The 13,994-nt window shown below is 68.0% G+C and carries 12 protein-coding genes; 6 read left to right on the top strand and 6 right to left on the bottom strand.

Annotation, left to right across the window (positions count from 1 at the left end):
* Nucleotides 1-28: 28 nt before the first annotated feature.
* Nucleotides 29-454 (bottom strand): Lrp/AsnC family transcriptional regulator, encoded by a 426-nt coding sequence (locus tag QRD43_RS09030; RefSeq protein WP_269629795.1) that lies wholly within the window; start codon nucleotides 452-454, stop codon nucleotides 29-31.
* Between the two features lie 193 nt (nucleotides 455-647).
* Here QRD43_RS09030 and ocd point away from each other — a divergent pair, with 193 nt between their 5' ends.
* Nucleotides 648-1,691, top strand: coding sequence for an ornithine cyclodeaminase (ocd, locus tag QRD43_RS09025; RefSeq protein WP_285982152.1), 1,044 nt, complete (start codon nucleotides 648-650; stop codon nucleotides 1,689-1,691).
* 113 nt (nucleotides 1,692-1,804) lie between these two features.
* On the opposite strand, the gene QRD43_RS09020 is transcribed toward ocd, so the two are convergent.
* Complete coding sequence (locus tag QRD43_RS09020) at nucleotides 1,805-2,332, bottom strand: hypothetical protein (protein WP_285982151.1); 528 nt, start codon at nucleotides 2,330-2,332, stop codon at nucleotides 1,805-1,807.
* 290 nt (nucleotides 2,333-2,622) lie between these two features.
* Here QRD43_RS09020 and QRD43_RS09015 point away from each other — a divergent pair, with 290 nt between their 5' ends.
* From QRD43_RS09015 to QRD43_RS09005, 3 genes are all read left to right on the top strand, one after another.
* Nucleotides 2,623-3,255, top strand: coding sequence for a thiol:disulfide interchange protein DsbA/DsbL (locus QRD43_RS09015; RefSeq protein ID WP_285982150.1), 633 nt, complete (start codon nucleotides 2,623-2,625; stop codon nucleotides 3,253-3,255).
* A 4-nt stretch (nucleotides 3,256-3,259) separates the two neighbouring features.
* Nucleotides 3,260-4,183, top strand: a complete 924-nt coding sequence (ybiB, locus tag QRD43_RS09010; RefSeq protein ID WP_285982149.1) for a DNA-binding protein YbiB — start codon at nucleotides 3,260-3,262, stop codon at nucleotides 4,181-4,183.
* Nucleotides 4,184-4,616: 433 nt separating this feature from the next.
* Complete coding sequence (locus QRD43_RS09005; protein WP_285982148.1) at nucleotides 4,617-7,364, top strand: collagenase; 2,748 nt, start codon at nucleotides 4,617-4,619, stop codon at nucleotides 7,362-7,364.
* Nucleotides 7,365-7,528: 164 nt separating this feature from the next.
* Here QRD43_RS09005 and QRD43_RS09000 read toward each other — a convergent pair whose 3' ends face one another.
* The 4 genes from QRD43_RS09000 to QRD43_RS08985 form a co-directional block, all read right to left on the bottom strand.
* Nucleotides 7,529-8,095, bottom strand: coding sequence for a DUF6891 domain-containing protein (locus QRD43_RS09000; protein WP_285982147.1), 567 nt, complete (start codon nucleotides 8,093-8,095; stop codon nucleotides 7,529-7,531).
* A 47-nt stretch (nucleotides 8,096-8,142) separates the two neighbouring features.
* On the bottom strand, nucleotides 8,143-9,855 hold the full coding sequence (locus QRD43_RS08995; protein ID WP_285982146.1) for a LeoA/HP0731 family dynamin-like GTPase: 1,713 nt from the start codon (nucleotides 9,853-9,855) through the stop codon (nucleotides 8,143-8,145).
* A complete protein-coding gene (locus QRD43_RS08990) occupies nucleotides 9,855-12,083 on the bottom strand; it encodes a hypothetical protein (RefSeq protein WP_285982145.1) in 2,229 nt (742 codons plus the stop codon). Before QRD43_RS08990 ends, QRD43_RS08995 begins: the two co-directional genes overlap by 1 nt.
* Nucleotides 12,084-12,282: 199 nt before the next feature.
* A complete protein-coding gene (locus QRD43_RS08985) occupies nucleotides 12,283-12,432 on the bottom strand; it encodes a hypothetical protein (RefSeq protein ID WP_285982144.1) in 150 nt (49 codons plus the stop codon).
* A 64-nt stretch (nucleotides 12,433-12,496) separates the two neighbouring features.
* On the opposite strand from QRD43_RS08985, the gene QRD43_RS08980 reads away from it, so the two are divergent.
* Nucleotides 12,497-13,117 (top strand): GNAT family N-acetyltransferase, encoded by a 621-nt coding sequence (locus QRD43_RS08980; protein ID WP_285982143.1) that lies wholly within the window; start codon nucleotides 12,497-12,499, stop codon nucleotides 13,115-13,117.
* Nucleotides 13,118-13,207: 90 nt separating this feature from the next.
* On the top strand, nucleotides 13,208-13,975 hold the full coding sequence (locus QRD43_RS08975; protein WP_285982142.1) for a sulfite exporter TauE/SafE family protein: 768 nt from the start codon (nucleotides 13,208-13,210) through the stop codon (nucleotides 13,973-13,975).
* The last annotated feature ends 19 nt before the right edge of the window (nucleotides 13,976-13,994 follow it).

Raw genomic sequence — 13,994 nt, 5'->3', positions numbered from 1 at the left:
GGGCCAGTCTACGGCGCGCCGCCGCCGTTCAGGACAGCTTGTAGGTCTGCAGGTGGATGCTGGTCTCGGTGGCGCCGATGCCCTTGATGAGCCGCACCCGCTCCAGCACCTCGGCCAGCTCGCCCAGCGTCGCCGCGCGCAGCTCGGCCAGCAGGTCCCAGCGGCCATTGGTGTCGAAGAGGCCCGAGACGCCGGGCTCGCCCAGCAGGATGGCGATCACCTCGCGGGTCTTGTTGCCCTCGACCGCGATGCTCATCCAGGCCGTGATGGCATTGGGGGTCACGTCGGGCCGCAGCTTGACGGTGTAGCCCACGATCACGCCGCTGTCCTCCAGCTTGGCGATCCGGTTGGTGACCGTCCCGCGGGAGACCTTGAGCTTGGCGGCCAGCGTGGCGACGGTGGCGCGGGCGTCCTGGCGCAGCAGCGCCATCAATTGCTGGTCGAGTGTGTCCATGGGTGAGTTCAGTGGCGTTCAGAGGGAAGGCGCCGGTAGATGTGCCAAAGCGACAACTGCCAGCAATTTTGCCATTTTGCCAATTCATGCTGTCGATATGGCAACTTACCTTGAGTTTCTTTGCATTTTTTGCGCTTCTTTCTAACGCACGGCTTGAGAAGAATCAGGTCCATCAGAACAACGGAGACTTCTCATGGCCATGATGCTGAGCACCCACGACGTGGCGACGATGACCCGGCAGCTGGGCCTGCCCGCGCTGCTGGAGCGCCTGGTGGGCTATCTGGAAGCCGACTATCTGCGCTGGCAGGACTTCGACAAGACGCCCCGCGTGGCCGCCCATTCCGAGGACGGCGTGATCGAGCTGATGCCCATCGCCGACCACGAGCTCTACACCTTCAAGTACGTCAACGGCCATCCGCGCAACCACCGCTTCGGCCTGTCCACCGTGATGGCCTTCGGTGCCCTGGCCGACGTCGCCACCGGCACGCCGCAGCTGCTGTCCGAGCTCACCCTGAGCACGGCCCTGCGCACCGCCGCCACCTCCGCGATGGCCGCCAGGCGCCTCGCACGACCCGACGCCCGGTCCATGGCCCTGATCGGCAATGGCGCGCAAAGCGAATTCCAGGCCCTGGCCTTCCACCATCTGCTGGGCATCGAGGAGATCCGTCTCTTCGACATCGACCCGGCGGCCACCGCCAAGCTGATGCGCCATCTCCAATCCGTGCCGGGCCTGCGCCTGGTGGTCTGCAAGAGCACGGCCGAGGCCGTCAAGGGCGCCGACATCGTCACCACCGTGACGGCCGACAAGACCAACGCGACCATCCTGACGCCCGAGATGCTGGAGCCCGGCATGCACATCAACGGCGTGGGCGGGGACTGCCCCGGCAAGACCGAGCTGCACCGCGGCGTGCTGGAGGCGGCGAGCGTGTTCGTGGAATTCGAGCCGCAGTCCCGCATCGAGGGCGACATCCAGCAGATGCCGGCGGACTTCCCCGTGACGGAGTTCTGGCGCGTGCTGTCCGGCCAGGCGCCGGGCCGCCGCACGGCCGAGGAGATCACGGTGTTCGACTCCGTGGGCTTCGCGCTGGAGGACTTCTCCATGCTGCGCCTGCTGCGCGACGTCGCCCGCGAGCTGGGCCTGGGCAGCGAGATCAGCCTCGTGCCGCGCATGGCGGACCCGAAGGACCTGTTCGGCGAGCTGGGCCTGCCTGCGGTGGCACAGCGCCACGCCGCCTGAGCGGCACCGGACGGGCGCGTCCGCAACGCCGGCACCGGCCTGGCGCGCTCGCGACGCGCTCCGCCAAAAAAAAAGCGGCCTCCGAGGAGGCCGCTTGTCATGGCAGAGCGGGTTCAGGCCGCCAGGCTGGCCTTGAAGGCGCGCGCCTCACGGCGCTTGGCCTTGGTGGCCTCCTGACGGTACAGCTCCTCGGCCTCCTGACGCAGCACGACGGCCTTTTCCAGGGCCTGCATGTAGCGCTCCACGGTGTAGGTGGACTCGGACGCGATGTAGACGCTGCGACGGCGTGCGGCCTCACCATAGCGGGGCAGCAGCACGGTGAAGCTGCAGTCCCGCAGCTTGCCGCGACGCTGGCGCACGATGGGTCCGGAGATGCCCACCGGCAGCTCGCTCGTCTTGTTGGCGTTGGGTTCGGGCTTGAGGCGGGTCGGCGCGGGAAGCTTGGCGACGCGCTTCAGCAGTTCCTTGGTGGCCGCGGCGAGGGCCCCACCGGCACCGCCGGGGAACTTGCTGTCGGAATAGAACTTGGTGCCGCCGTAGCGGAGCTGCCAGCCATGGGTGGAGCGGGAATCAATGCGCTGCACGCCCTGCGGAACGGTGAACTGCTCACCGGTATAGATCTGTACTTCTCTCGTTTTCATGAGGTATCCCCAAACAACTGGATAACTCCCTGTGTGTGTCAGTGTAACGGTGATGTGACAGAAGCAGACTTGTGTCGTTAGGAAAGGGGACGCAAGGACGCAGTGGCTGCAGACTGGACGCCACACTGTCACCTGCGCGACAAGCGGGTGCCGAGTCGGGCAGTTCCCGTGCCCGCGGCGTCAATGCCGTCGAGGCGGTCGATCCTTAGGCGCCCCTGAAGCGCCTCACCCGCACCGCCGCGCGCCAGGTGCCTTCCTGCACAATGCGCCATCCACCACCGAGAGAAGCTATGCAACGGCGTCAATTCATCGTGAGCGGCAGCGCAGGCCTGTCCGCCCTGGCCCTCCCCGCCCTGAGCCAGGCCCAGGGCCGGCCCGTCGAAGGCCAGCAGTACCTCAAGCTCAGCACCCCGCTGCCCGGTGTCGCGGCGGAGGGCGAGGTCATCGAGTTCTTCTCCTACACCTGCCCGCACTGCCACGCCTTCGAGCCGATGCTGGGCCAGTGGGTGGCCCGCAAGCCGGCCAAGGTGCAGTTCCGTCGCGTGCCGGTGGTGATCAACGCCATCGCCAAGGTCACCCAGAAGGTCTACTACGCCCTGGAAGCGATGGGGCAGGTCGAGGCGCTGCATGCCCAGGTCTTCAATGCCGTGCAGGGCGACCTCAGCAAGTTCCAGTCGATCGAGAGCGCGCAGGCCGCGCTCGTGAAGATGGGCGTGGACGGCGCGCGGTTCAAGCAGGTCGCGGAGTCCTTTGGCGTGCAGTCCAAGTGTCAGCAGGCGACGAACCTGGCGCAGGCCATCACCAGCCACGGCGTGCCCACGGTCGTCGTCAACGGCCGCTGGGTGACCAGCCCGTCCATCGCCAAGGGCTACCCGGAGGCGCTGGCCGCCATCGACCACACCCTGACGCTGCCCCGGGCCTGAGCCCATGTCGCACTACGGCGCGCTCATCAAGGAAGTCGGGCGCGGCGCTCGCGGCGCCCGCAGCCTCGAGCGCGCCCCTGCCGCCGCCCTGTTCGGGGACCTCCTCGACGGCCGGGTGCCGGACATGGAGCTGGGCGCGCTCCTGATTGCCCTGCGCATCAAGGGCGAGAGCTGCGACGAGGTGCTCGGCTTCCACGACGCCCTGCAGGCGCGCACGGCCCGGGTCCACGTCCCCGACGGCCCCCGCCTCGTGGTGCTGCCGGCGCTCAACGGCGCGCGCAAGCTGGCCAACCTGATGCCGCTGGTGGCCCTGCTGCTGGCCCGGCGAGGCGTGCCGGTGCTGATCCACGGCCGGCACGACTTCGACAACCGCGTCGACTCCTTCGCCCTGCTGGATGCCCTCGACCTGCGTCGCGCCGGCAGTCTGGCCGAGATCGAACAGCAGCTGCAGGCGCGCCGCCTGGCCGTCGCTCCGCTGCCCCTGCTGTGCCCCGGGCTGGACGCGATGATGGCGCTGCGCACCCGGCTGGGCGTGCGCAACAGCGCGCACATCATGGCCAAGCTGCTCGACCCGGCCCCCGGGCGCAGCCTGCGCGTGGTCGCGGTCACCCACCCGGAATACCTCGACAGCATGACCGAGGCCCTCCCCGCGCTGTGCCGCGACAGCGGCGGGCAGGCGCTCCTGATGCGGGCCTGCGAGGGCGAGGCGCATGCCCACCTGCGCCGCAAGGCCTGGATGCGCCGCTTCGGTCCCGACGGCAGCACGGAGCTGCAGACCAGCGACGACGACCTCGCCCAGCCGCTGTTCGAGCAGGCGGCCACGGCGGACAACGCCGCCCTCGTCCGCACCCTGCTCACCCAGGACGCCCCGCTGCCGGCCCGCATCGTCGAGCAGGTGGACGCCCTCGAGGCGCTGGCCCGGGCCTGAGTCCGGCACCGGCCTCGGCCCGCTGACGCCCCGGCGGCCCTCCCGCCTCACGCGCCGGTCCTCCCGGCCTCCACCGGCCGCGTGTTGGTTACCAACTGTTCCGCCACGCCCTGCCCACCGACGCGCCCGATCCCCCGGCCACCGCCCCTGCGCCCTCGAGAGCACCGGCTCCCGAGGGCGCGCTCGTTTACAAGCGCACACCACGCCGCCCTGGGCCAACTGGCGCATGACGATACAAACCGTCACCCGCGCATCAGGGATTCCCTCTTGTTAAATATTTGTTGTGTACGTCAAATATATCTTCATCAGCAGATGTAGGGAGTTGTGCTACGCAGGACTGCTGATGTGCGGCTCGTTGCCCTCGGCGAGCTGGTGGCACCCGGTCCGGCCGACCGGGTGCCCTCCCCCCCTCTAACTGAATCGGAACCGTCCTATGCGAACCCCCACTCTGACGGGGCTTGGCCTCGCCATGTCCTTTTGCCTGACCCTGACCCTGGCCCATGCCGACGCGGTCGACCGGAGCCCCCAGGGCCCGATGCCGCAGATCCAGGAGTCCCCCCAGCAGCACGCGCTGCACCGCCACACGGAGTCGAAGCTGCAGGATGCGAAGGAGCGCCCGCCCGTGTCCGCCGAGCGCTCGCGGCCCCGCGTCGAGAGCGCCCGCCGCAGCGTCCTGAGCGCCGACCGCAAGGCCGCCGCCACCGCCAGCTGTGACGCCTCGCTCTTCACCTCGCGCACCGGCACCGCCCTGGTCGAGGCCGTGCGCACCAGCACCGCTGACTGCGTCAACGGGCTCTTCGGCCTGCGCGGCACCGAGGCGCAGAAGACCTTCAACGAGACCCAGATGCGCAGCGTCGCAGACGGCCTGCGGACCTACGCAGGCAGTTACGCAGGCAACAACGGCACGGGCCTGCTGCAGCTGATCCTCTTCCTGCGCGCCGGCTACTACGTGCAGTACAACGACACCGCCTCGGTGGGCACCTACGGCAGCACGCTCAAGAACGCCCTGCGTGGCGCGCTGGACACGCTCTTTGCCAATGCCAACATCTTCCTGGCCAACGACGCCAACGGCGAGGTGCTGGCCGAGTCCGTCATCCTGATCGACTCCTCGACCGAGAACGCGCGCTACAGCAGCGTCGTGAAGCGCCTGCTGGGCAGCTACACGAGCAGCTGGAACAGCTCGTACTACATGAAGACGGCCGTCAACAACACCTTCACGGTGCTGTGGCGCGGCCACCAGAACGACGACTTCCAGGCGCTGGTGAAGTCCGACGTCTCGCTGCAGACGGCCGTCAGCGATTTCGCCAACCGCAACTGGAGCCTGATCGGCACCACGGAGAGCTACCTCGTCAGCAATGCCGCCCGGGAACTCTCGCGATTCCTGCAGTACCCGACGCTGCTCCCGACCACCCGTCCGCAGGTGAAGGGCCTGATGAACCGCAGCGGCCTGGGCACGCCCAGCCAGGCCATCTGGGTCGGCCTTGCCGACATGACGGACTACTACGATCCGGGCCAGTGCAACACCTACGGCAGCTGCAACTGGAAGACCCGCGCCGAGGCCGCCATCCTGCCGCTCAAGCAGGTGTGCAGCCCGAGCCTGACGCTGCGCGCGCAGTCCATGAGCGCCGCGGACCTCAACGCCACCTGCACGTCCGTCGTCAACGAGGAAGCCTACTTCCACAACAAGCTGCAGACCGGCCGCGTGCCCGTCGCCAATGACAACAACACCAGCCTCGAGCTGGTGATCTTCGACAGCAGCTACGACTACCAGGACTACGCCGGCCCGCTCTTCGGCATCAGCACCAACAACGGCGGCATGTACATCGAGGGCAACCCCGCGCAGGCCGGCAACGTGCCGCGCTTCTATGCCTACGAGGCCGAGTGGGTGAAGCCGAGCTTCGAGGTCTGGAACCTCAACCACGAGTACACCCACTACCTCGACGGCCGCTTCGACATGTACGGCGACTTCAGCGCCGGCATGACACAGCCCTCCGTCTGGTGGGTCGAGGGCCTGGCCGAGCACGTGTCGTACTGCTACCGCAACGTGCGCTACAGCAACGCCCTCACCGAGGCCGGCACGTACCGCTACGCCCTGAGCACGCTGTTCGACACCACCTATGACAACGCCGACCAGACCCGCATCTACAACTGGGGCTACCTGGCCGTGAGCTTCATGCTGGAGAAGCACCGCGCGGACGTCACCTCGCTGCTGGGCTTCTACCGCAAGGGCGACTGGACCGGCGCGCGCACGCTGCTCAAGAGCACCATCGGCACGCGCTACGACGCCGAGTTCCGCACCTGGCTGGGCCAGGTCGGCACGGCCGGCGTCAACTGCGGCAACGCCACGTCGCAGGCCCCGGTCGCGTCCTTCAAGACCAGCATCTCGGGCCTGACCGTCGGCTTCACGGACACCTCGACCGACGCGGACGGCAGCATCGCCAGCCGCGTCTGGAGCTTCGGTGACGGCAGCAGCTCGACCGCCGCCAACCCCAGCAAGACCTACGCCGCCGCCGGCAGCTACACGGTCAAGCTCACGGTGACGGACAACAGCAATCTGAGCACCACCACGAGCCAGGTCGTCACCGTGTCGGCGCCGGCGTCCCTGCCCCCCGTGGCCTCGTTCAAGGTCGGCACCACCGGCCTGACGGCCTACTTCACGGACACCTCGACGGACCCCGACGGCAGCATCGCCAGCCGCCTGTGGGACTTCGGCGACGGCAGCACGTCGACGTATGCCAACCCGGCCAAGACCTATGCGGCCAACGGCACCTACACCGTCAAGCTCAAGGTGACGGACAACAGCGGCCTCTCGACCACGACCTCGCTGCCGGTGTCGGTCTCGGGCACGGTGCCCTCCACCTGCCCGACCCGCACCGACAGCATGAGCAACGGCTGCGTGCGCACGGGTCTGGCCGGCGCCGCGGGGGATCTGCAGTACTTCTGGATCTACGTCGACAAGCCCAATGTGCAGCTGAGCATCAGCACCAGCGGCGGCAGCGGCAACGCCGACCTCTACGTCAACACCCAGGGCTGGGCCTCGCCGACGGCCAACAACTACCGCTCCACGAGCAGCGGCAACACCGAGACGGTGACGGTGCCGGTCTACACCCCGGGCTACGTCTACCTGACGGTGCATGGCCAGGCGGCGTTCAGCGGGCTGAGCCTGAGCACGCGCTACTGAGCGCGCCTCGACCCGAGTGACGGATCACGCCCCCGGGCGTGAGGAGGAGACGGGCCGGGGCTGACCCGGCCCGATGAGAAAGCGGCGCCATTGCAGGACTGCAGTGGCGCCGCCTACTTTTTGAACCGGCCGCCGGGGCGGCAGCCGGACAAGGGGCTCGTTCCTTACCGACGCTTCCAGTCGATGCTCGGCACGAAGATCCGTTGATCGACGCTGCCGTTCCAGCGGACCTCGAAGCCGGCGGCACGCAGCTCGGCGGCAATCAGCGCCCCGACCTGGGCCCCTCCGGTCGACGTCTCGCTCGCGTCCATCGAACCGAAGGCCAGGTACAGGCCCTCGCCGCGCACCGCGCGCTCCAGGTCCTGCGAGTGATAGAAGCAGTAGCCGATGACCGCGGCCCGGTCCGGGTGGTCCTGGTAGACCTCGGACACATCATCGAACCCGTCGCTCTGCGTATGGCCGGCGAACTGCAGGGCGATGAGCCCCTTCCCCTCCAGGCTCGAGAAGACGGCGTCCAGGCGATCGCAGTCGGTCACGGCGGGCCAGGACTGCTGGTCGAGCGCGTGTCTGGCAACGGCGGCCTCCACGGCGGACGCCACCACGTCCGCGTCGAGCTCGCCCGGCTCGTACATCTCCTCGGTGAGGATCTCGACGATCCGGTCCCGATCCTCGAAGCCGCCGCGAACCAGCAGGTCGATGTCATTCAGGATGTCAGGGTCGAGCGTCGGCACGGGCAGTTCCTCGGGGGTGGCAGGCGGGCCAGTGTAGAGGCCCGGGGTCAGCGAGGCGCCTGGACCATCCTGAACTCCACATCGAGCGCCTCGGCCTGACCTCGCCAGGCCTTGAACTCCTGGCGCCTCGCCTCGCGGGCCTCCAGCTCGGTGGCGATCCCCTGGGCCTGCCTCTCCAGATCCTCGTATTCGGCGAAGAAGCGGCTCGCGAAGTCATCGCTGGCCAGCATGCTGAGCAACTCGGCGCGCTGCGTCTCAAAGTTCTCGATGAGCTTGGCAATCGACGCCTGGAAGGCCTTCTCCCGCTGGTTGCTCTCCCACAGATCCCAGACCTCGATGGCCAGCCCCACCACCACGAGGAGGCCATTCACGGTCTTGGCCAGGTTCACCGCCCCCCAGGGCTTGAACTTGAGCACCTTGGCCAGGTCGACCCCGACCACCTTGGCGATCGAGACGATGCCGTCGCGGGTGGCGAGGATGGTCTGGCCGTTGATCAGCTTCTGGCCGATCAGGTAGTTGACGCCCTGCTTGCCCATCGAGCGCACCCGGGTGTTGAAGTGGTTGATCTCCGACTCGACGCCGATCTGCAGATTGCTCAGCTCCAGCTTCACCGACGACATCTGCTGCTCGAACTCGCTCTGCAGCCTCGATGCCAGGACCACGCCTTCGTTGCCGATCTCGCGCTCGAAGAACTCGGCAAAGGTCTCCTGGTCCACCCGCTTCGCCTGCAGGATCAGATCGGTGAAGTAGGACGTGACGAAGTCGCGCAGGCCCTTGCGGACGTCCTGGATCCGGGCATGGACGCTGACCAGCTGCTTCTTGAGCCGGCGGTTGGCCTCCTCGAGCTTCTCGACTTCGGCGCCGATCTGCTCATCGGCCTGGACGGCCACGGGCAGTTCCTTGACCAGGACGTCCCGGATGATGGACTGCTTGGCGGCCAGGGCCACGGCCAGTGTGCCGCCGTTTCTCTCGACCGCGGCGCTGGTCTCCCGACGCAACGCCTCGATGTGGGAGAGCTGCTGGAACTGGTCCCGGTTCGACAGCCAGTGCTCGATCCCCAGGTCGAAGGGATTCGCGGCGACCGCGACGATGGCCAGCGACTGCTGCTCCGCGGGCGTCAGATGGATCAGCTCTCCGAGGCGCTTCGCCACCATGGCCCGCTTGACCTCGAGATGGCGCGCAAAGTCGTCCGCGTCCTCGACATCGGCCACGATGTCGAACCGGCTGAGCACAAAGACCGTGCGGGGCAGCAGGTTCAGCGCGCGGAACAGCCACTCCAGCTCGTCGCGGTGGCTCTCCTTGATGGGGTTCTTGGGATCCATCACGTAGATCACCAGGTGAGCTTCGCTGATGTACTTCCGCGTGATGTCCTTGTAGCGCTCGGCATCCTCGCGGTCGGCGCTGGTCTTCTCCTTGAAGCCGAACAGCCCCGGGGTGTCGAAGATGACGATGTCCTCGCCGACGACGTAGCTGGCGACGGCGTCGGACGATTCCTCATGGCTGATCTTCATCGTCGAGCGGTCGAGCCGGCCCAGCCACGCCGCCGCAATGGACGTCTTCCCCTCGGAGAAGCCGCCGATCAGCGCGATCTTGAGCCGGCCGGACTGCGTCTCGCGAAGGGCCGCCTCGACCTTCTCGGTCAAGGACGGATCGACGGGGATGCCCGCCTGGGCCCCCTGCTCGAGGAAGGCCTTGAGCTTGTGCAGCAGCGACGCCGCCTGGTCCTGCTGCTGTTTGAAGGCCTGCAGTGTTGCTTCCATCAGATGTCTCCCGGCGCCGCCATCGAGGCGGCAAGCAGTTTCAGTTTGTCGATCGAACGCTTCACGATCTTGTTGAGCGCCGTCGCGTTCTCCAGCGGCACGCGCATCGCGGCCTTCATGGTCTCCATCTCCGACTCGACGGACTCGACGCTGCGCTTGAGATCCGCGCGAATGCCCTCCAGCAGCGAGCCGCGCATCGAGTCGAGCTGCTGGTCGATGGCCTTGCACTGCTGGGCCTTCTTGTAGTCGCTGCTGAAGAATCCGATGAAGGACTTCGCGAGGCCGAGCAGCACCGTCGCGATGCCCGTGGCGAGGATGAGCCAGCCCCCCGGATTCCATGCCAGCAGCAGGCCGCCGATGGCCGTGGAGATCAGGCCGGTCCAGTCGATGCCCTGACTCAGGTCGAGCTTCAGCGGCGCCGTCGAGCCGGCGATCCGGATGGACCCGAACGAGGACTGCAGGTCGTTCGCGAAGTCGCGGAAGCGTTCCAGCGCATCCGCCACCTCCTCCCGGAATGACGCGAACTCGTGCTCCAGGGCGGACGTCAGGCTGGCCGTCGCCTCGGCCATCCGCCGGTCCCGAGCGTCCGCGAAGTAGCTGCGGAGCGCGTCGTTGCTCACATCGCCGTCGATGTAGTCATAGGCATCCTCGCGCAGCGCCTTGATGAACTGCCGGACCGCTGCGGAGGCCACGTTGTCCAGCCGGGTGGACAGCGCACGGACGCTCAGGTCCATCTGTTGCGTCGAGTCCTTCACGACCACCGCCAGCTCGGCCTTGAAGGGCTTCAGATGGTCCTCGTAGATGCCTTCGATGCCCGCCAGCGTCCGATGGACCAGCTGGCGACCCTTGAAGAGATTGGATCGCATGATCTTGTCCTGCTGGCCCTTGACGAGCGGGCCGGACAGCAGATCGACCAATGCCGGCAGGTTCGACTTCGCCAGGAGGCTGTCGCGGTCGAACTTGCCGAGGAACTTGTCCCGGGTGGCGGCGTCGGTCCCCCCGGGGACGAGGCACTCCGCGACGGCCAGAAAGGCCGGCCGGGCACTGATGGACAGCGTTCTGGCGTAGTGCGATCCCAGCTGCTCCCGGAGCTTTCTGTCCAGGTCCGCGAGGCTGCGCTGCTCGTCGGCATTCAGGAGCTCCGGCGCGCTCAAGGCCATCGGATTCGTCGCGCCCTTGTTGTAGAGCGTCCAGCCCTCCGTCTGGTCCCCGAGATGACGCTTGATCTTCTCCAGCGTGCCCGGCTTGCCGTCCTCCCCCTTCTGGGGCGCGGCGGGCTTGGGCGTCACGTAGAACACGGCGTGAGCCTTCTGCACCGCCTCCCAGATGGCCTGCTCGACCTTGCCTTCGCTCCCCTCGATCCCCGGCACGTCGATCAACGCGAAGCGCTGCCCCTGGACCTCGAAGCGGTAGAGCTGAGACTGGAGCGTGAAGTCCGATCGCCCGTTCCCGATGATGCGACCGTCGGCATGGGGCAGCAGCAAGTCCAGCTGCGCGCGGCGTCCGTCCAGCGCCTGCTGCCGGGACGCCAGCACATCGCGCAGACCGCTGATCCGGGCCTGATGGCTGTCCAGCGCCTGCGCCAGCGCCGCCTCGGCGGCCTTCAGGCGCTGCGTCTTCTGCAGCAGCACCGCGGCCGCCGGATCCTGCCGGAACAGGGCCAGGAAGCGCTGCCATCGGTTCATCGCGGCGCGCCGACGCGCCATCTCGGAGGCCGTGGCACGCAGCTCGGCCGAGGCGGCCTCGACCTCCCCCTCGCGCTCGGCCTGCTCCCGGGCGTGGGCCTGCGTGCAGTCCTCGCAGGCCTGCGCGGCCGTCTCGACCTCAAGCTGCGCCTGACGAAGCGAGTCAGCGCTCAGTCCGTATCGCTCCTGGATCTCACGAAAGGCGCGCCGCTCGTCCAGCTTGCCGGCTTCGCCGAGGAGGATGCGCAGCGTCTCGACGACCGTCGACTTGCCGGCGTTCGTCTCGCCATAGAAGCCGATGACGAAGGTGTCCCACTCCGCGTTGCGCGCCAGCTCCTGGATGCGGGCCTCCGACTCCTGGCTGAGGGGCTCCAGGACGGCATTGACGGTGCGCTTGACGCCGTTGGCCTGCGGGTCCTCCTGCAGCGCCTCGACGGAATGCAGGATGTGCCTGATTTCCGAAGCGAGCTCTTTGTAGAGTTCGCGAGAGTGCAGCCGCTTCATGTCGCGCCGGTGCAGCGGCGCCGTCTCGATGTCGGGCAAGGTCTGACGTTCCCTGTTAGGTGTGTGGCACGGTGGCTGGATGCTAGGGGCACCGCCGCGGGTGTGAGAGGACGTCGCAGGTGATGGCCCCGGCAAAGCGCCGAAAGGCGGCAATTTTTTGCACCCTGCCGCGAATCCGGCGTCCCCTGTGCTTCGTCAAGGACCGTCGAAGCGCGCGCACCCGCGCGGGCAGAATCCACTAGTCGGGGCGGTGCGGCGCCGCGCGGGCCGCCTGCCGCCGGACGTATCGGGTATAGGCCCCGAGGGCGGCCGAGGCGGCCATGCCGGCCACGAACGTCATCGCGAAGGCCGCCAGGTGCGCCAGCGGGGAACTGCTCTGGTGATTCATCGTTTCACTCCTGTGCGGGAACCGTTCCCGTTCAGGGCATTCTTTGGCCCGACAGGCTCACCAGATGAGCCAGCGGGCGGGCACACTTCACGCCGATGTCGATCTCTTCACCGAACAGGCAGCCTCCTCGCGACGCGCCACACCACCGCACATGACGCTCACGCCCTCGCGCAAGACAGCGGGCCTTTCGCTTCACCGCCCCGACGCCGCCTGCACCGCCGCCTACGAGCGCTTCTTCACCGACGGCAGCGCCTCCGACGGCTACGGCGGCGCACCGCTGTCAGTGGACGGCGCCCGCGCGCGGCTCGCGAAGGACCGCGAGGCCTGGGAGCGGCAGGGCTTCGGTCTGTGGGCGATCCATGACCACGGCGCCCCCATCGGCGCCTGCGGCTTCGCCCAGAAGCCCGGCTGGCCCCGCGAGCTCACCTGGTGGCTCCTGCCCGCCTTCCGCGGCCGCGGCATCGCCTTCGCGGCCTCGCGGGCCGCCCTCGCGCACGCCTACGACCACTTCCGCTGGCCCACCGTCGAGACCTACATGAAGGACAGCAACCGCGCCGCGCGGGCCCTGGCACTGCGGCTGGGGGGCGTGCCGATCGATCGCACCGTCTTTCCGGACGGCATCGCCCGCGATCGCTTCCGCCTGCCCCCGCCGCCGGCGGGCGCCTTTATTCCAATTCAGCCATAAGCAATCTACGATTCAGTAGTTCTCATATATATAAACAGCTTTTAAAGTCCGCCACCTGACTGCCAATGGGGGCAGTCCCGAGGAGCAGAAGTGGACGGACTTGCGGTTGCCAGCGGATTCGGCGTCGGCGCCATCGTCGGGATCACCGGCGTGGGCGGCGGCTCGCTGATGACGCCCCTGCTGCTGTCCGTTTTCAAGCTGAACCCGGCCGTGGCCATCGGCACGGACCTGTGGTTTGCGGGCCTGAGCAAGATGTCCGGCTCCGTCGCTCACGCCCGCCACGGCCAGGTGCGCTGGGACATCGTCCGCCAGCTGCTCGCCGGCAGCATTCCGGCCTCCATCGCCACCGTGGCGCTGATGCACTTCACGGGCATCACCAAGGGCTGGGCGAGCGCCCTCACCTTCTCCCTGGGCATCGCGCTCTTCCTGACCGCCCTCGTCGTGGCCTTCCGTCCGGCCTGGCAGCAGGTGGGCCTGCGCCTCGAGCGTCACATCCCCGATCACCGCAAGCCCGCCCTGACCGTCCTCAGCGGCCTGGTCCTCGGCGTGCTGGTCTCGCTCTCGTCCATCGGCGCCGGCGCGATCGGCGCGACGCTGATCCTCCTGATCCACCCGCGCCTGCCGGCCCGCTACATCGTGGGCAGCGACATCGCCCACGCGGTGCCGCTGACGCTCGTCGCCGGCCTCGGCCACGCCAGCCTGGGCAATGTCGACTGGGGCCTGCTGGGCTCGCTGCTGGTCGGCTCCATTCCCGGCATCTGGCTGGGCGCCCAGGCCACGCGCCGCCTGCCCGACGGGGTCATCCGCAGCCTGCTGTGCGCCTCGCTGCTGATGGCCGGATGGAAAGTGCTCCACTGAATTTCTAAGCTGAACTGAC

The sequence above is a fragment of the Roseateles subflavus genome, from assembly GCF_030285365.1.
In the GTDB taxonomy this organism is placed as follows: Bacteria; Pseudomonadota; Gammaproteobacteria; order Burkholderiales; family Burkholderiaceae_C; genus Roseateles_B; species Roseateles_B subflavus.
This window is presented reverse-complemented; position numbering and strand designations above follow the sequence as displayed.